The organism is Rhodobacteraceae bacterium IMCC1335 (assembly GCA_039640495.1).
Taxonomy (GTDB): Bacteria; Pseudomonadota; Alphaproteobacteria; order Rhodobacterales; family Rhodobacteraceae; genus Thalassovivens.
In genome coordinates, this window is record CP046864.1 from 3,036,935 (window position 1) to 3,054,038 (window position 17,104).

Consider the following 17,104-nt stretch of genomic DNA (forward strand, 5'->3'; position numbering starts at 1 on the left):
ATTAGCCTCTTCTCAGTAGAAGGTCTGGAAGCAGCAGGCCAATGGTCAGGCCCAGAGGTACTGGAAAGGGAATGGGCTTAATGAACTCAGGCAGTCCTGCCAGCACCACAAGGGCACCGGCTAGAGCTTGAGGCACACCAATAGACACTCCCCAGCGCTGCTTTAACAGCCAAGCCAGGGCAAGCCGAAGGATACCGCCCGCAGCAGCGAGCAGCATGAATAAGGTAAGCATGATGGTAATCTCCTTTTCTTGTTACCATCATAGATGCTCAAAAATGCTCAGTTTTAGGGGGGCATAAGGAACAAGCTTTCCAATACATTTCCAAAGATATTTCCAAAGATATTTCTTTTTTGGAAAGCACTTCTACAATCTAAAACAACACCTTAGATACAAACTATCCAACTTTCCAACCTACTTTCACTTACTGAAGGTTTGACTTCTTTAGACGCGTTCGCGCGTGTCGTGTATGTTTTGCCCTTGCGTGCCATGTTCTAGGTGCATTGGGTTGATGCAGCGGCGGTTGTGACACATGTGGCGCACGACATCGTCTGCACTTGGGACGATTGCATTACCGACCCAGTAGACCAGCTGATATAAGTAGATCTGCTGTTTTTTTATGCTCACTCTGCGGACGCTGGGCGTTCCCACTTCGACACACCCTGGGCCTCTATTGTCTTCAGTACTCAAAGCGTTTCGCATTATTCTGTTTGCATTATCCGGGTTTTCTATAATTTCTGCCCACCAGCAGCGGCGTTCACTAGCAGTAAGTAAAAACAACGCATCTCTTTCAAACCTTTGTTGTCGCAGCTCCAGCCCACTTAACCAAAGCTCTAAGGAACTGTTATTAGAAGGGAGCATCATTCTCTTGTGTTTTGGGAGCTTTGCGTTCCATCATTTCAAAATTAATTCCAAACCCAATTTCGTTTAATGCTGGGCCCAAGGTCCGGTTAAGATGATTTTCTATTGTCTCCACAAAGTTTTTTGTCTGCAGCCGTCCTTTCTCTGGGTTAGATTGGGGGTCATAGAAAGCCCAAGCTGGGCCCTTGCCGCCCCAAGCAAACTTCTTCTTTTTCCAACCTAAACGATCAAAGCTATATTTTGATGCATTCGGATTTCTATGCGCAAAAAACTCTACAACCTTATTGGCATACCTCACCGGTACAAAAAGAATGCCATGCTCTCGAAGAAATTCCTCAAGCATCTCTTCGACAATATCAGGTGAAAGCGCATTTATCTCCTTCATGATATCCGTTGCCACTTTATTCACATTTAAAGAATAAGGATCGAAGATGGCCGACTGTTTACGTTCTTTTAAAGCACCATAGAGCGATGCAAGATCAATCGGTCTGTCATATGTCTGCTTTACTCTTTGCACTAGAGCTACGAATTCTTCGTACTTGGCTCCCCCAGCCGCAAAGCCTTCATGATCGACATGGATAATATAAAACCGTCTATCACCGGACTCTAACCATATTGGTTTGTGGTTGGTCGTAAGAATAAAGCAGCACCTATGATCTACAGGCTCAATGTCTTTTCCTTTACTTTCCGCCATAGTTTGACGTTCAGAAATTAAGGTCTTGAGTTTATTTCCGTCATCAGAATTTTGGGCAACTTTTACTTCTTCGGCATAGATGAGCTTTTTATGCAAAATGGACTTATTGAAGCGGCTTATAATCGGCTTGATGCCTTGCTGTTCAGAAGCATTCTCTTCGCCAAAAAGCTTTTTAACGACCGAAGCAAGTGTAGATTTTCCGGTGCCATGTTTCTCAGAAAATAGAAATATTGCCCAAGAGGGCTTGTCAGTTTCATTTTGTAAGCACCACGACAGCCAGTCCAGAAAGACTTCTTTTTCTGCAGGATTTTTAAAAATGAATGTTAGAAATTCTTCAAAAACTCCTAGCGAATTATCTCTAGGGGTTAGTTTCCGATAGCTCGGCTCTTGCCAAAGATTGATTGTAAATTGTCCATTATCAAAGATTAAGCTCTCTGTATTTCCGGGCTCTGTCATTGTTTTCCCATTCCAAACAGGAATGCTTAAACCTGGCTCAGCCGTGGGATTACTTGTTAGCGCATCCATAAGCGATTTTAGTTTTTCTTTGGGTAATTCATATTTTGGGAAAGTCGAACGGATTAACGTAAAAACTATGGGCTGCAGATCGAATTTTGTTATTGGCTTTTCAAGTTTCGTAATCTCGAAAAAATTCATTTCGCGCTTTACAAACTTTGCAGCGACAAACCTTAAGATCTCTATATCAGTTGGGATAATTTCATCACCATTCTCATCGAGCGGCGAAAATACCTCACTGCCATCAAAGGGGTAGTTCCACAGACCTTGCTTTTGACGTTGTTCTAAAATTGCAAATTCAGGACTATTTTCAGCCACTTCTAATCCAAGCAGTTCCAGCTCTTCTTCGGTATGCTCTCGGCCAATTGTTTCCTGTACCGCCGCCTTAATGAGATCATCTTCTATTCCAGTCAGGCTGAAGTTAGTTTTCTCTTTTTCACCCATTCACAGCCCTTTAGTCCTATAAGCTCTAAAGTATCACTTTGAATGATGCATCAGGACATCGCCTTCATCAAGTCCACCTTTTTCAACTGACGCAAAGCTTAAAAAACCTCCACCGAAGAAAGGGGGGAGGCTGTTTGGGGTCCTGCATCAAGATTTACAGGGCACTTGGCACGCTATACGCAAAGCAGACATTTAATCGGATTGCGGCGAATGGCTGCTAGGAGCCCACATTGACCAATGCCGCGGCGTCATTAATGCCAGCTTCCCAAATAATCGTTCGCCGGTTATCTATCTTGGACTGATAGCCACAATCATTATGGCTGCGAACGCTCTGGCTTCAGAAGCCCAACCATAATTGCCGAAAGTGCAACCATGAACGCCGCTACGCCAAGCATCAAGGGAAGCCCACCAATCTGATAGGTAAGGCCGGATAATAACGTTCCTGCCAGACGGCCCGCCGCATTGGCCATGTAATAGAAGCCTACATCCATCGTGACCCGCTCTGCCTTGGTGAAAGACAAAATGAGGTAGGAGTGAAGTGATGAGTTCACCGCGAAAACAATGCCGAAGATCAAGAGCCCTGCCAGGAGGCTGATCGTCAACCAAAGCTGCGGCTCGCCCGCGATGATCGCAACGCCTGTTAGAATGGCCGGAACTGCGGCGAGTCTCCACGCCCAATCGCGTGCGACTTTTATCAGCTCATCTATGGACCGCGTCTTTGCGCGCAAAATGCGCGGGGCGTTGGCCTGTATCAAGCCATAGAGGATCACCCAAAGTGCCATGAACGTGCCGATCAGAAAGAAGGCCGTGCGATTTCCCACGGTTGTACCGTCCGAAAGGACCGCATAAAAATAGATCGGAATACCAACAACAAACCAGACGTCGCGCGCGCCGAACAGGAACACCCGAGCGGCACTCAGCCAATTCACGTTAGCTGAATTTGAAAATACTTCAGAAAACTTCACGCCCTTGCGGCCCTTAGGCAGACCGGCGGGCATGGCAATCAGGACAGCGAGCAAAATTACAACCAGAATAGCGGCCATCCCAAGCATCGACCAGACAAAGCCTAGCGTGGCCAGCAATGAAGCCCCGAGAAGAAAGCCCAACCCCTTCACCATGTTTTTTGAACCGGTAAGGATGGCGACCCAGCGGAACAGCCCTCCCTCACCTGACGGTGCAAGCAGTTTGACGGCGGACTTGGATGACATCTTGGCAAGGTCCTTTGCCATACCGCTTGCGCCTTGGACCAGCATTACGTAAACAACCGACGCGCCGACTACCCATGTAGGATCAAGTTGCGCCATGGCCAACAACGCCAAAACCTGCAAGCCAAGCCCTGCATAAAGTGTCGATGTGAGCCCGAACCTTGCAGCAATCCATCCTGCACAAAGGTTAGTGACCATGCCTGCTATTTCGTAAAGCACGAACAGGTAGGCCAGTTGCACGGGCGAAAACCCAAGCGTGTGAAAGTGCAGCAGCACCAGCATCCGCAAGGCACCGTCGGTCAGCATGAAAGCCCAATAGGCCACCGTGACCGCGATATAGGCAGGTAGGCCCTTGGGCCACGTGGAAGTGTCTCTCACAGACTGTCCCCAACCATACAGGCCACATCAACCAGACGGTAGGCATAGCCCATCTCGTTGTCGTACCACGCATAAATCTTCACCTGCGTACCATTGATGACCATGGTCGATAGCGCATCCACGATGCAGGAGCGTGTGTCGTTAGTGTAATCGGTCGATACGAGAGGTCGTTCCTCGTAGCCCAGAATGCCCTGCAAAGGTCCCTCTGCTGCGGCCTTGAACAGGCCGTTGACCTCTTGCGCTGTCGTTGCGCGCTCTACTTCGAACACGCAGTCCGTCAAAGAAGCGTTAAGCAGGGGGACCCGTACGGCATGCCCATTCAAGCGACCTGTCAGTTCCGGGTAGATCAGTGTGATCGCCGTGGCACTGCCTGTGGTGGTCGGGATCAGAGAGTTCAGCGCAGATCGGGCTCGGCGCAAGTCTTTAGCAGGCCGGTCTACAATCGTTTGGGTGTTCGTTACATCATGGATCGTCGTGATCGACCCGTGTTTGATGGTCAGGTTCTCATGGATCACTTTCACCAAAGGAGCAAGACAATTAGTCGTACAACTGGCTGCAGTAACAATGCGGTGGTGGTCTGGGTCATAGATGCCTTCATTGACACCATAAACGATGTTCGCGGCATTAACGTCCTTAACCGGCGCTGACACCACAACCTTCTTTACCCCGGCATCAAAGTAGGGCGCGATCTTAGCCTCTGTCTTAAAGACCCCAGTACAGTCGATAACCACATCGATACCGTCCAGAGGCAGCTCCGATATGTCCCACGTCCCAATGAACGGAACGCGCGTACCATCGATTGTGAGGCTATCAGCATCGTATGAAAAATCTGCTGTCCATCGGCCATGAACCGTATCAAACTCGAGCAGATGTGCGTGCATCTCTGGGTCGCCGACAGCATCATTGATCCACGCGATCTTTACACCGCGTTCTAGCAATGGCTTCAGAGCAAGCTTTCCGATACGACCAAGGCCGTTGATCGCTACACGTAGCATCGGCTTAACTTTTTTATCAACGTTGAGCTTCATCAGCTATAATACCGGCTTTTGGGTCCCGAATTGGACCTAGAAAGTAATATTCAGTTTAGAACAAATGAAAAGAGCGCACTCTGTACAGCGCGCTCACTTCAGAAATCTTGTTTCGATTAATTCAACGGACCCATTTTAGTTCCACCGTTTGCAACCATGGATTGAGTAGCCGCCAATTCAGGATCGGAAACCAAGCCGTATTCAGACAGTGGGCCGTCTGGACCTGCAATTTCATCGCTGACGAAGAAATCAACATATTCCTGCAATCCTGGGATCACTCCCAAATGTTGCATTTTGACGTAAAAATACAGAGGGCGAGACACTGGATAGACACCACTTGCAATGGTCTCCGTAGAAGCTTCAATTCCATTTATCTTTGCTGCATATATCGTGTCAGTATTATTCAATAGAAAGCTTAAACCGAAAACACCAATGCCGTTTGGATTTGATGCCAAACGTGCCAAAGTCTCGGTATAGTCGCCGTCAATATCTACAGAACGACCGTCGGTGCGAACTTTGAAGCACTCTTTCTCGGCCTTCTTTTTATCTCCGCCATTCTGTTTGAAGAACAAATCATAAGAACCGGCCTTCTTACAGCCTGCCAACATTACTTTTGTCTCAAATACTTCACGAGTTCCATGCTTTGTTCCTGGGATAAACAACATGATTTCACGGTCTGGCATAGCAGGATCTATGGCTTGCCAATTAGATGCATTAGATTTGTCACTTGCCGCCAAATAAATGTGCATCGGTGTTAGGTTTTCAAAACCTTTGGTTTCCAACCGGCTTGCGAATACTATGCCATCGTACCCAATACGCACTTCCATAATATCGGTCACACCATTCGATGCACAATTATCTATGTCACTCTGCTTTATCCGGCTGGATGAGTTTGCAATATCTGTTGTGTTAGCGCCAACCCCTTCGCACATTTTTTTGCGACCCGCTCCAGAACCACCAGACTCGATCAGCGGTGTAGGAAAATCAAAATTTTCTCCAAAAGCTTCAGCGACGATTGCGGCGTAAGGTAGCACCGTTGATGAACCTGCCGCATGTACGTTATCGCGAGCAAAAGCAAAACTCGCTGATAATGACACTGCAGTTAATGTCGAGACTGCTATTTTTAAAAAGGTCATAAATCATTCCTTGTTATAGACTTTTAAACAGACGCGAGCCGATTGCTCGAATACCCGCTGGCTAATAAAGGTTTGTAAAATTGAAATGACAGTTTTGTAAAAATTTGATGAACTTTTGCTCAAAGCAAAACTACTTGATTTTGCGATAATCCTATTGTGATCAGGTTAGTAATTTTATTGTAGGTTTTATAAAGCTTATGACGCCAAAAAATTCCAATAAAGCTTTGATAACTTGGTGCCCAGAGGGCACAACCATTCTTTTCTAAAATATCATTTAATTATAGTTGATTAAAAGTCATCAAAACATGAATAGCCCAAAAAGCGGTCCCGCATTCGTGCAGAAGTTGCCCGGTAATGGAACCGTTTGCCCTTTCCAGCGACAGACCCGTGCTCTGACTGATTTGATCGACGTCATTTAGTTTTTCCTTCGAGGTTTACGCGGCGCGTATTTGTCATTTCGGCCTCACAACGCTCGCTTCCAGCTGCTATTGATGCTTAGATATGAGAAGCCGTCGATTGTTCCTGTTTTCCGAGCCCTTCAATGCTCAGCCGAATCGTTTGCCCGGCATTCAGCTAGATCGGTTTCGGTTTCTGCCCCAACCCGACGCCCGGAGACCTGCGGGTCGAGATGATGTCGCCCGGCTGAAGGCTCATGAACTGCGAGATGAAGGAGACAATCTCATTGACTAGGAAGTTCATGCTATTGATATGATCGTCCTGATGGCGGTGACCGCTGCCTTTTGGTTAGCAGGTTTTTCTTTAATGGACGAACAGAAATTGAGGAGGCGCTTATCACGCGCCTCCAAGCACTTTCATTATCTATTTTGAAATTGTTTGTGTCGAATACTCAGATTCTGGCAACTTACCAACACTTCCACGCTCACGAACGTAGTCTACAAATGACTGCGCATAGTCTAAATACGTATCCAAATATCGGCCATCATTTTTAACAGTTTTAAAGGTGAGATACCCATCACGGCCTGCAGCGATATAGTTGTTAGTTACCAGCTTGTAAGTCGCTGTACTGTCCAGTGGGCTCCAAGAACTGTCATTTCGTCCTTTGAACTCCATTTTACTGAGACGCTGGCCTGTTGGTTTTGCAGCGTCAACATGCCAACGCAAGCCTGCGGCATATGGATATGCACCTGTGGAACCGTCCGGCTGTAAGGCATAGTCAAGCGCTTCTTCCAGCACACTTTTGATTTCTGCACCGGTCATATCCATTTCGACCAATGTATTTGCAAAAGGTAACAATTTGTAAGCATCACCCATTGTCAGATCGCCTTTTGCAATATCGGTACGAACGCCACCGCCGTTCTGGATCGCAATATCGCTCGCTTTTGCCATTTCACGAAAAGCATGTGCCACAAGCATCGAGATATCAGAACCTTTACTTGCAGTATCCTCTGGGGAGCATAATTTTGACCGCGTATCGCCAGGAATTCTGGCTAGACAGAGGTTTTCCGTAACTACACCAACCTTTATTGCCTGCATTTCCTCAACCTTCTCGTTAAAGGAGGCTAAAACAGAAGCAGCTTGTGCGTCTTCCTCAACAATGGAAAGCTTTGGGTCGGCATTGATCTGCGCATATACTGCATCACGATCTGCGCCTTCGATTTCAACCCGGTCGCCTTCATCGTTTTTTCTCTTGAAGCTATCTGCGACCATTACGTGCGGCAGACCTGAACAAGATTCCACGTCACCAGCATCGTTGAAAGAAATATTTAACTCCCCAACAATTTGACTGTATTGCCAAGCAGTGGCAACGCAAACTAAATTACCGCCAACACCTTCAACCACTGTGGGATATGGACCAGCAGAATTGAGTCCAATTTCTTCAAAATCACCCAAGAGAGTGTGTGAGTCGCCACCGATAATTACATCAACACCATCAATTTTCGCTGCTAGTTCAAGCTCATTTTTATATCCATAATGCGCCATTATTACGATGCGATTTACGCCAGCTTCTTTTAATTCGTTTACCATTTTTTGGGATGTTTCAGCTTCATCTAGAAACCTAGTTGTATCATCCGGGCTCGAAGACATTATGGTTTTTCGAACGATGTCGATGCCAATAATGCCTACCTTCGTTCCTGCTACATCAATCACCGTGTAAGGTTGAATATAATCGGTTTCACTTTTTGGAGTAAGTGCTGACACGCCCACCTCTGGTTTAACATTAGCGGCGAGTACTGGTGTATTGCATTCGCCAGCGTTCAAGAAATCTAGGAATTTTGCTAATCCGGCATCGCCCTCATTAAATTCATGATTTCCAAGAGCAAATGCATCAAAGCATACTTCATTCATAAGAGCGGCATCTGCTTCGCCTTTAAATAGAGTAAAAAAAAGTGATCCTGAAACGGCATCACCAGCATGAAGTTTGAGAACGTTAGCTTTAGATGCTTCGAGTTCCTTCATTTTAGCTACAACCGCTGGCATACCACCAGAGCGTACTCTTGTAGATTTTCCGTCTAAATTGAGGCTCATTCGACTGTCTGGTTTTAAATGAGAATGGTGGTCGTTGATATGAAGAATTGTCAGATCTCCAGCATGTGAGAGCCCCGCTCCCAAAATTAGTGCAGCTGCGCCGGTGAACGCAAAGGCTTTGCGTAGTTTACGTAATCTTTCAGATAAATCGCTTTTCATAGATTTTCTCCAGTTTATGTCCCTAAAAATAGGAATTCATTGTACCCGCTTCCTCAAGCATTTTGGGAATTTATTTGAGTAGGCACTTGGCTCATGATCCGCGCACCTTGAAACTGGTAAATTCCGCTGTGCTCAATTTTGAACGATCAGAACTAAGTTCGCCCTCGGTCTATACTCGGATAGCGCCGGTAAGTTTTGCAACCGAAAATATAAGTTACGCAGAATTATAGCTTTCCGATAGCGAAGCTTTTTAGTGCTCCTTAGCCACTAACCAATTCGAATTTTAAACTTGCAAAAGTTGCCACATAACGGTTTTTTTTATTCCGATTAAAGGTGATTGGAATCCCGTTTAGATTTACATTTAGATGCCCTCTAGCTCTTGCAATAAGAATTGCTTCAGCAAGAGCTCCGCTCTCACTATTTTTTACAATAACAGTTCCAATAGAGTTATAATCAAGCATATTTTTCCCCCAAAAAATCTTGCTATGGGGTCATTGTAAACGGTCAATGGTAACAGATTTATTACTCTTTCTCGGAGTTTCAGAGTATTTTTTCTAAACTACAACATACTCCCTTATCGCGAATACCCTGCCGATGGGGCAGTCGTTAACCCCAGATTAAGTATAAAACATATGAATTTTATAAAAAATATAAAATCTATAAGTTTTGATACTAAGAAAATTTAATTCAGGCTTTCGAACTCTATCGACAGTTTTTATTCTGTTACACTCAGGAATTATAAGGCTCCCAAATTTAGGGGATGTCACAATGCCAATCATAGTTTTAAAGGGAAAAATTAATAAACCGTATGATCTTTGGGCTGATGAATTTGATGCCAATGACGAAATGAGAAGTTTGAAGTATGGCATCAAAAGTCGTTATAGAGGCCACAAAGTGAATGACTCAACTGAAGTGAGGGTTGTAATGTACGCTCCATCGCTTGAAGAGTTTGAATATCATCTGCATACTAATAGTGATTTACTTGCTCTCAAAAGCGCTGCATCTGATGATTTGATTTACTGCATTGCACATGCTGCTTAATAAACATTACGTATTGTCCAAAGCGGTACGCATAAAATGTACTCCACTCATAGCTGCAAAACCTAGAAATAAAAAGGCTTGGAAAGCTCTTTTAAACCAATGATCAAAGCCTATTAGGAGCCTTTTGCCTCACATAGTAAATTTAAAAATACTTCCATATATGATTTGACTTCCCGCCAGGGCTATCACGCGGGATTTAAAGAAAAAGATGTTCGTTATCGCTTCAAACACAGTCAACGATAGCATCGAATTCACAATAAGCTTTCGGACTGGTATTTGCAGTGTATGACTGCAATATCGACTATTACCGACGTGACTTCTTCTTGTTTCTCGTAGCTTTTCCATAATTCGATAGGAACGTTACGCTTCGTATGTCGTTAAATTTTATTTACATTTTGTAGCTTAAGAGGGGATATCTATGCCCTTGCTTGTCATGCGCATGGAGTTGTGCCCTAGTTATAAATAAGCTGCCAAAAATAGGACATTATTTTTTGACGAACGGAAGTGCAAAATATTGTTGCGCGACTATGTTTGGAATGAATTAGCTAATTTCTGGCTATCCGAATATATCCAAAGCTTAGCTATTTTACCATTTTCTATAGTAGCTCTGTAAGCAAAATATGCTTCGAGTCTATCTGCTAAAACGATAGCGTGGATAAAAATTTCATTATCTTCATTTATCATTTTTAAAGGTGTGACAGAAAAATTTTTGGGAAATATTGTGGAAATTTTTGATACTAAATTATCCATGAAATCAGTAAATCCAGAGTAACGCCCAGATAACTTGTGGATTCCATTTAGATGGACGATGACATTGTGAGAATGGAGGTTGCGAAAATCTTCCCAATCGCCTCTTTCAAAACAAATGAAATATTTTTGCATTATTTCTTTAGGATTCATCAAATTTCTTCTTTGGGTCGAACTGAAAAAATAACTAGGTCAATTAAACAAAGTCGTAGTTCTCCAGAATAAAATCATCGTGGTTTTCATCGATTCGTGCTGTACATAAGTTTATTTGTTGGCCAGCTATCGAGCTCAAAAACTTAATTTCAAGATACTCCTTTTTTGCTGCCATTTACCAGTAATTGAAGAGTGAAAAGATTTAGCATCGAGCATAACACTGCGGGCACACCCACTGACCAAACCTCCAGAGCCTGCATTCTCTTCCATCATTTCCAGAGAAAGATAGATCTTTCCGCCGTGATAAATTTTTGAAGTACCATGGATAACAAATCGGTTGCGCGTAACCTCACGCGTTGAAATTTTAAAGTGTAAATCTTTTTCTCGACTCAGCATCTCTAACCTCAAATTTGTGCTGTATGTTTAAGTATCAACATTTTGTAACAAGTTTATAAAACGATCCGAAAACTTGCTTTACTGGCGTTGTTTTTTTTCAAGTTAACCCATTTTTCCGTAAACTTTCAAAACCCAAGCTGAAATCCCAGCTTTGCGATACGCGCTCATAACGTCCAAGCCGTCGTGCAAATGAACATCAATCTCGCGTAATAGCTTCAACCCATCTTCATTAGAATATCGCTTCCGAGTCATCCTAAAATTCTCCTATGCCAAAAAATACTGTTGCAGTTCTAAGGGCCTAAGACAGTTTGGAAGAGGTCGACGACTCCGCCCGGTTATGAGCGCTTCCGCGATTTGAGCTGCGTTGCAGCGAAGTGATCGCAGCAGATGCGATACAATGCCGCGTGAACGAAGGTGGGAAATCCAATGTCGGGAAAGTCCGCATAGCTGACATTGGGGTCCACTGCAGCGAAGGTCCGCTTTGCTCTCTGAGTTTTGAGTTTGAACGTTATGGCTCTCAAGCCTACCACGTGGATGATAGGGCCTCTTAGGTTTAGAACGTAAAGTCATCTTCTTGATGACTGACCTGGTGAACAGATCTATTAACTGTATCTGCACGATACCCATCTCTGTAGTCCTGCTCAGTGAAGGTCATATCCACCCAGTCATGCTGATAGCTGGCCATGTACTCATTGAAGATAGCACTGCGTCCCTTCTTAGGACCACTTGCTTTTAGCAAAGCGTTTATGACTTGAGTTGGTAGCTTCCATTGGTGGGTTAGCGTATCAAGCAACACATACAGATGCTTCTTTTCTGTTAAGACAAACACATGGGCATTATCAGCAGTGGCATTGATATCCCCTTTAAGGTGCACCCTGTAGATGAGGCTGTTGGGGTGTTCAGCCAGTAGCTCTTCCATTAACTGGTAATGCTCGGGCTTAGTTAAAGCACTACGATTATACTGACGCTTATAAGCTTCTCGGGAGCGCTTAGGCTTTACTGCATAATACTCTACTCTGTCTTTATGGCTCTTATGAAAGCTGAGCTTAATGCGCCCTGATGTAAACACCTGAAGGCTATAGCCTTGGTAGGTTTCTAGGGCCTCTTGTGAAAGCTTTGGATCAATATACTTGGTCATTCTAAATTATCTTTCTGTTCTTAATACATAAATAAAAAACACCTCAGGAAAGGCTCCTAAGGCAGGGTTAAAGGATAAGCTGTAAGGGGTAATTCGTAAGACGTAATATGTAAGACGTAATACTTAATTCGTAATATATAATATATAATACATAAGGGTTTGGGTGTTCCCAACACCCTGTCAGCTTAGAACAAACTACAACACAATTTATTCTTTATCGTCTGCTATTAGAGCTGTCTTTATTTCCATAGCTTTAGGATATTTTTTCTACGTCACTGGGGTTGCTCTCTGATGCTCTCTTTAAGCACTTCCTTTTTTGATACCCCACTTATGCTTAGCCCTTAAAGTGTCTCCTCTTGCCACTCTGGGGCACTCTAGTACTAAGTTCGTTTCGATTAGCCAAATAATACGGAATTCATTATGCGCCCTGGAAGCAGTGTGAAGAGACCCGTCACAATAAGTGCTAACAAGTATAGAAGTTTCATCGTTCCTTCATGACGCCTGATATTACCATTTTTGGCTGATTTGATAGCATCAAAAACTGACAAAATTGTAAAAATAGAGAGGAAGTGGATCGGACTAAAAGGACCTATTACTTTGAGTGTTTGGATCCAAAAACTACTGATGCTCACCCAAAGCATTAGAATGACCCAAGCGTATCCAAGGTATTTATGTGCGGTTGTGCCCTTTGGTCTTGTTAATTGTACGCCACCCAAAAGCACTGCCAGAAACGCTGCATATGCATGCGATGGAATCGGAGCCAACGCTGTATGTAGAATGTTTAACTCCACAACTTCTCCATGTGCTCTCGCATGACATCTAAGGCACAGTTTTTATCGCAGTTTGCAGCGACTGTGTTTGAACCATGTACTATGATGATTATGTATCTTCACAGTCTCAATAAAACCGTACGGTCTTGGATTTTTAATTAAGCGGCTTACTTATGAGTCACTCATATGGGAGACGAAAGGGTGGATAAAGTTTTATTACGTTTGATTGGTGTGGTGTCGATATGCTTTGGCAGTGGTCTGTTAGCAGAGACTTCCTCGAACTTTTCCGTTGGTGCTGCTTACATAAATAGTAACTCCATTTACACTGGAGTTGGCTCAACCTCACGGTTAATGCCCTCTATCGCTTATGAAAATAATAAAGTGAAAGTGGGGTTGCGAGAAGGTGTGTCTTATCAATTCATAGACAACGAGGCCTTTAATATGAGTGCAGCTATCACCCCCAATTTCCGTCCCTATGATAGCTCAGACTCAACCACGCTTTCAGGAATGGATCGCAAAATGACATTCGATGGAGTGATCTTGGGTTCGGTTGATATCATTCGTGGTTCCACGCTCAAACTGAAAATGGCAAGCGAAGTTACCAATGAATTTAATGGTACACTCGTTGATCTCGCATTCAGTCAGTTCATTCCAATTGGTGGACAGCCCATAATATTCTCACTGGGATCGAAAAACTACGACAGCAACCGTTCAGAATACTTTTTTGGCGTGAAATCATCTGAAGCTGAAGTGGGCAGGGCGGCATATGCTCCTGGCCCGGTGGCAATAACTTACCTCTCTGTGAATACGTTTTTCAATATCACCCCTGAAATTGGTGCTTTTGCGAACATCACCACAAATTTTTTGCCTAGTAAGGTAAAAAATAGCCCAATTATAACCAAAGGTTCAAATACAGCAGCAATTTTAGGGCTTTCTTACAGCTTCTAAAATTTCCACACCTTTTCCATCTGCTCTCGCATGACGTCTAGGGCATAGCCTGAGCCATAGTTGGCAGCGACTGTGTTAGAGCCATGCCCTAGGATCGCCATGGAGATGGCTTCAGGGCAGCCTGTATTCCTCAGCTTGTCTTTCATACGGTGGCGTAGTGAATGCATCGTCAGCTTTTTGTCCGTGATGGCCCTGCGTAAGCGCTTCATGAGCATGGCTGAGGCAGCATCATTGCCACGAGGGCGAGCGTAGTTGGGGAATATAGCCTCCCCATCCTCCTTGCCTTTCCTGTGCTCCTGCAGTGTCTCTGCTGCCCTGTGGCTCAGTGGGAGTGTTCTATGTGATCCCTTCGTCTTGAGACCTCTAATGCTGTTGGGGCGTATGGTTACTGAGCGCTCCTGCAGGTCCACGTCCTGGACTTCTAGCCCCACAATCTCAGACAACCTTGCGCCTGTATCTATCAAGGTGATGAAGAGTGCCCAGGCAAGCGGGTCATTCTGATAGCAGGGAGTTACTATGGCGATATGCTCGTCACTCAGCGGATGCCTATCCTCGACGCTGGCCCCTGCCCCTTTTATCTTTAGCCCGTTAAACACGTTTGGGATGGTAAGGCTATGCTCCGTTATCACGTAGTTAACGGCTGCCTTTACAACGGCCACATTCCTCAGCACTGAGTTGGGCTTCATTCGCTCCAGTAAGTGGTCCCGAAAGGCATTGGCATCTGCTCTGGTAATCTCTGCCAGGCTACCCTTTTCCAGCTTATGCTCTCCCAGGCTGCTTTTAAGGTCTTTGCGCAGCTTCTTGATACGCAGGGCAGCATCTTTATCTCTCACACCTTCCCCGGCTTTATAAGCTGCGTATTCACTTAAGGCTGTATCCAGTGTCATGGGCGGCGACTGTAGCTTGCCGTTATAGACTTGCCTCACCACTTCCTGTGGCAGTTTCCCAGCAATCGTTTGGGCCAGCTCATTCAGCGCATAGTCCTCTTGGCTATACTCAACCACCTGCCCCGCGCTGACCATATCCGCAACTTCCTCGCCCAGCGCTGCTCTGATGAAGGTCAGGGCTCGTTCATTGGCGGGCATCATCTCTTCTGCTGCAAACAGCTGCTCTATTTCCAAGTGCACTTTGGGAAGGGCGTTCATCGCCTCTGAGTAGCTCTCCCCCAGCTGCCTGTAGAGCGTATCCTTTCCAATCAGGTGTCTGAGCCTTTTAGGAACGTTTCTTTTATAGCGATACGAGCCATTCTGGCGTCTAAAGACATAGGCGGGGAGTTTTGGCATCTTGGGGTCCATCTCATAGTTTTGAATCTAACTGTGAGGCGGATCAACCCTCTTTGCCTGTCCAGCTTTGACGAAATACAGCAAAATCTGACCGAGTGGTCCCAAAAGCGGTCCCGATAAATGGTCCAAGCAACTGGTATCATTGAATTTATTCAAAAGACTGGAAGAAAATGGCGCACCGGGGAGGATTCGAACCCCCGACCCCTTGATTCGTAGTCAAGTACTCTATCCAGCTGAGCTACCGGTGCCTTGCACGACGCTCTAAGCTAGGGCGCGGCGCTTTGCAAGTGCCGATTATAACACATGAAGTTTTTTAAGCACTATTTAGCATTATCGTAGGTCAACTTTGGCAACATAAGCCGGAAACAAGCCCCGGATCCATTTACCTCTAAGTACTCTGCGCTACCCCCATGCCCACGCATCAGTTCTTGAACGATGGTCAAGCCCAATCCGGATCCCCCCCCCTTCGCCGTACCTTGAAACGGTTTAAAAAGATGCGCCTTGGCTTTTTCAGGCAAACCGGGACCATTATCGACAACATCAATGAACCAAAACTGTGGGTTCTGCCAAGCTTTTAACACGATCGCGCCACCCTGCGATTGATCAGCAAGCGCCTGACGCGCATTGCGCACAAGATTGCTTAAAGCGCGATGCAATTGCTCGCGATCGGCGCGAATGATCAGATTCTCAGATATCTCAAACCTCACCTCGATCTGCAATTGGCTTATCGCCATCAATTCGGTTTCAACCACATCCTGAAGCAAGGATGTGAGATCAACCTGACCCAAAATTGGCGCGGGCTCACTGGCGCGCCCAAAGCTCAAAGTAGTTTCCGCAAGCGTAACGGCACGGGCCACATTGGCCTCTAATTTCGGCGCAAGCCGCATCACTACAGGGTCTTCGCTTTGCGTCAATCGCTCAGAAATCAACTGCACCGTGGTCAGTATATTCCGCAAATCATGGCTGACTTTCGCAACCGCCTCGCCCAGCTGTGCCAAACGTTCTTTATGATTTAGCGCGCTGGTCAGATTTTTTTGCATACTCTGCAACGCCAGCTCTGCAGCGCGCAATTCTACGATCCCAGCCTTCAACGATATAATCCGCTGTGCCTCTTCAGGCGCCGTTTGATAATTCTCAATCTGTGCAATCACGCGGCGAATGGGCGTTACGATCATAAAGCGCGTAGCGACAAAAAGCAAAAGCGCAGCCGCCACAGACAAAAGCGCTGATAAGATCAAAATGCGCTGGCTGAACGCCCACATCGCATCTCTTAAAGGACCCGTGTTCAAAGTGACTTCGATCAAACTTCCGGCTTTCAGCTTCGGATCACCGATTACCCGCACCACCTCAAACTCGGGTTTGCTTAACCGCCGGAACGCATCGCGCACCAGCGCCGTCCATGCCGGTTGTCTGAGATCAAATGTCTGAGACACGGGCGCGGGCAACTCAGATGCCAAAGCAAGTTGGCGCGACGAGTCCCGCCGCAAAACCACATTATAAACGCCAGCATTCAATAAAAGTTCGCGCTCAAGCTCAGTCGAAATCATATCATCCGCCAATAAAACCAGTGAGGCAATCTGAGCCCGCTCGACGCGGGCCATTAGAAAATCAGATCTAAACCGCGCAATACTGGGCACAAAAATCAACACTTCTGCCAATAGAACAAACACAGCCGTTAATAGAAAGAATCGCCCTGATAAAGAATTAAACATCGCGCCAAAAAGC

At 45.5% G+C, this 17,104-nt stretch carries 16 protein-coding genes, 1 tRNA gene and 1 pseudogene; 2 read left to right on the forward strand and 16 right to left on the reverse strand.

Features of this window, described 5'->3' with window-relative positions:
- Position 1: 1 nt before the first annotated feature.
- From GN241_14730 to GN241_14765, 8 genes and pseudogenes are all read right to left on the reverse strand, one after another.
- Positions 2–232, reverse strand: a complete 231-nt coding sequence (locus GN241_14730; GenBank protein ID XAT58506.1) for a hypothetical protein — start codon at positions 230–232, stop codon at positions 2–4.
- A gap of 613 nt (positions 233–845) precedes the next feature.
- The gene (locus GN241_14735; GenBank protein ID XAT58507.1) at positions 846–2,510 is read right to left on the reverse strand and encodes a hypothetical protein; all 1,665 of its coding nucleotides are present in this window, start codon (positions 2,508–2,510) and stop codon (positions 846–848) included.
- Between the two features lie 314 nt (positions 2,511–2,824).
- Entirely contained in the window at positions 2,825–4,093 is a 1,269-nt protein-coding gene (gene arsJ, locus GN241_14740) for an organoarsenical effux MFS transporter ArsJ (protein XAT58508.1), read from the reverse strand.
- A complete protein-coding gene (locus GN241_14745) occupies positions 4,090–5,088 on the reverse strand; it encodes an ArsJ-associated glyceraldehyde-3-phosphate dehydrogenase (protein ID XAT59304.1) in 999 nt (332 codons plus the stop codon). The genes arsJ and GN241_14745 overlap by 4 nt, the downstream gene beginning before the upstream one ends.
- A 149-nt stretch (positions 5,089–5,237) precedes the next feature.
- On the reverse strand, positions 5,238–6,257 hold the full coding sequence (locus GN241_14750; GenBank protein XAT58509.1) for a phosphonate ABC transporter substrate-binding protein: 1,020 nt from the start codon (positions 6,255–6,257) through the stop codon (positions 5,238–5,240).
- 495 nt (positions 6,258–6,752) lie between these two features.
- Positions 6,753–6,956: pseudogene (locus GN241_14755) on the reverse strand (hypothetical protein).
- A 120-nt stretch (positions 6,957–7,076) separates the two neighbouring features.
- Entirely contained in the window at positions 7,077–8,903 is a 1,827-nt protein-coding gene (nadN, locus tag GN241_14760; protein ID XAT58510.1) for an NAD nucleotidase, read from the reverse strand.
- Between the two features lie 260 nt (positions 8,904–9,163).
- The gene (locus tag GN241_14765) at positions 9,164–9,364 is read right to left on the reverse strand and encodes a hypothetical protein (GenBank protein ID XAT58511.1); all 201 of its coding nucleotides are present in this window, start codon (positions 9,362–9,364) and stop codon (positions 9,164–9,166) included.
- Positions 9,365–9,671: 307 nt separating this feature from the next.
- Here GN241_14765 and GN241_14770 point away from each other — a divergent pair, with 307 nt between their 5' ends.
- Positions 9,672–9,944: a DUF3764 domain-containing protein gene (locus GN241_14770; GenBank protein XAT58512.1), complete on the forward strand. Its 273-nt coding sequence runs from the start codon at positions 9,672–9,674 to the stop codon at positions 9,942–9,944.
- A 525-nt stretch (positions 9,945–10,469) separates the two neighbouring features.
- On the opposite strand, the gene GN241_14775 is transcribed toward GN241_14770, so the two are convergent.
- The 5 genes from GN241_14775 to GN241_14795 all read right to left on the reverse strand — a co-directional run bounded on the left by GN241_14775 (position 10,470) and on the right by GN241_14795 (position 13,169).
- Positions 10,470–10,844 carry a hypothetical protein gene (locus tag GN241_14775; protein XAT58513.1) on the reverse strand — a complete coding sequence of 125 codons (375 nt, stop codon included), beginning with the start codon at positions 10,842–10,844 and terminating at the stop codon, positions 10,470–10,472.
- Positions 10,845–10,979: 135 nt separating this feature from the next.
- Positions 10,980–11,240, reverse strand: a complete 261-nt coding sequence (locus tag GN241_14780) for a hypothetical protein (GenBank protein XAT58514.1) — start codon at positions 11,238–11,240, stop codon at positions 10,980–10,982.
- Between the two features lie 102 nt (positions 11,241–11,342).
- A complete protein-coding gene (locus tag GN241_14785) occupies positions 11,343–11,492 on the reverse strand; it encodes a hypothetical protein (GenBank protein XAT58515.1) in 150 nt (49 codons plus the stop codon).
- Between the two features lie 301 nt (positions 11,493–11,793).
- Positions 11,794–12,378 carry a hypothetical protein gene (locus GN241_14790; protein XAT58516.1) on the reverse strand — a complete coding sequence of 195 codons (585 nt, stop codon included), beginning with the start codon at positions 12,376–12,378 and terminating at the stop codon, positions 11,794–11,796.
- 395 nt (positions 12,379–12,773) lie between these two features.
- Entirely contained in the window at positions 12,774–13,169 is a 396-nt protein-coding gene (locus tag GN241_14795; GenBank protein XAT58517.1) for a DUF2306 domain-containing protein, read from the reverse strand.
- A gap of 165 nt (positions 13,170–13,334) precedes the next feature.
- Between GN241_14795 and GN241_14800 the strand changes: the two genes are divergently transcribed.
- Complete coding sequence (locus GN241_14800; protein ID XAT58518.1) at positions 13,335–14,096, forward strand: hypothetical protein; 762 nt, start codon at positions 13,335–13,337, stop codon at positions 14,094–14,096.
- Here GN241_14800 and GN241_14805 read toward each other — a convergent pair.
- From GN241_14805 to GN241_14815, 3 genes are all read right to left on the reverse strand, one after another.
- Positions 14,093–15,391: a tyrosine-type recombinase/integrase gene (locus GN241_14805; protein XAT58519.1), complete on the reverse strand. Its 1,299-nt coding sequence runs from the start codon at positions 15,389–15,391 to the stop codon at positions 14,093–14,095. The genes GN241_14800 and GN241_14805 overlap by 4 nt on opposite strands.
- A gap of 159 nt (positions 15,392–15,550) precedes the next feature.
- A tRNA-Arg gene (locus tag GN241_14810) sits at positions 15,551–15,627 on the reverse strand.
- Positions 15,628–15,699: 72 nt separating this feature from the next.
- Positions 15,700–17,091 carry a sensor histidine kinase gene (locus GN241_14815; protein XAT58520.1) on the reverse strand — a complete coding sequence of 464 codons (1,392 nt, stop codon included), beginning with the start codon at positions 17,089–17,091 and terminating at the stop codon, positions 15,700–15,702.
- Positions 17,092–17,104: the final 13 nt, after the last annotated feature.

Bases quoted from the DNA above. Each gene is read 5' to 3' on its own strand.
- GN241_14785 (XAT58515.1), bottom strand. From the start codon at position 11,492: ATGACTCGGAAGCGATATTCTAATGAAGATGGGTTGAAGCTATTACGC.
- GN241_14815 (XAT58520.1), bottom strand. From the start codon at position 17,091: ATGTTTAATTCTTTATCAGGGCGATTCTTTCTATTAACGGCTGTGTTT.
- GN241_14800 (XAT58518.1), top strand. From the start codon at position 13,335: ATGGGAGACGAAAGGGTGGATAAAGTTTTATTACGTTTGATTGGTGTG.
- GN241_14780 (XAT58514.1), bottom strand. From the start codon at position 11,240: ATGCTGAGTCGAGAAAAAGATTTACACTTTAAAATTTCAACGCGTGAG.
- GN241_14735 (XAT58507.1), bottom strand. From the start codon at position 2,510: ATGGGTGAAAAAGAGAAAACTAACTTCAGCCTGACTGGAATAGAAGAT.
- GN241_14770 (XAT58512.1), top strand. From the start codon at position 9,672: ATGCCAATCATAGTTTTAAAGGGAAAAATTAATAAACCGTATGATCTT.
- nadN (XAT58510.1), bottom strand. From the start codon at position 8,903: ATGAAAAGCGATTTATCTGAAAGATTACGTAAACTACGCAAAGCCTTT.
- GN241_14750 (XAT58509.1), bottom strand. From the start codon at position 6,257: ATGACCTTTTTAAAAATAGCAGTCTCGACATTAACTGCAGTGTCATTA.
- GN241_14805 (XAT58519.1), bottom strand. From the start codon at position 15,391: ATGGACCCCAAGATGCCAAAACTCCCCGCCTATGTCTTTAGACGCCAG.
- GN241_14730 (XAT58506.1), bottom strand. From the start codon at position 232: ATGCTTACCTTATTCATGCTGCTCGCTGCTGCGGGCGGTATCCTTCGG.
- GN241_14775 (XAT58513.1), bottom strand. From the start codon at position 10,844: ATGAATCCTAAAGAAATAATGCAAAAATATTTCATTTGTTTTGAAAGA.
- GN241_14765 (XAT58511.1), bottom strand. From the start codon at position 9,364: ATGCTTGATTATAACTCTATTGGAACTGTTATTGTAAAAAATAGTGAG.
- GN241_14790 (XAT58516.1), bottom strand. From the start codon at position 12,378: ATGACCAAGTATATTGATCCAAAGCTTTCACAAGAGGCCCTAGAAACC.
- GN241_14745 (XAT59304.1), bottom strand. From the start codon at position 5,088: ATGCTACGTGTAGCGATCAACGGCCTTGGTCGTATCGGAAAGCTTGCT.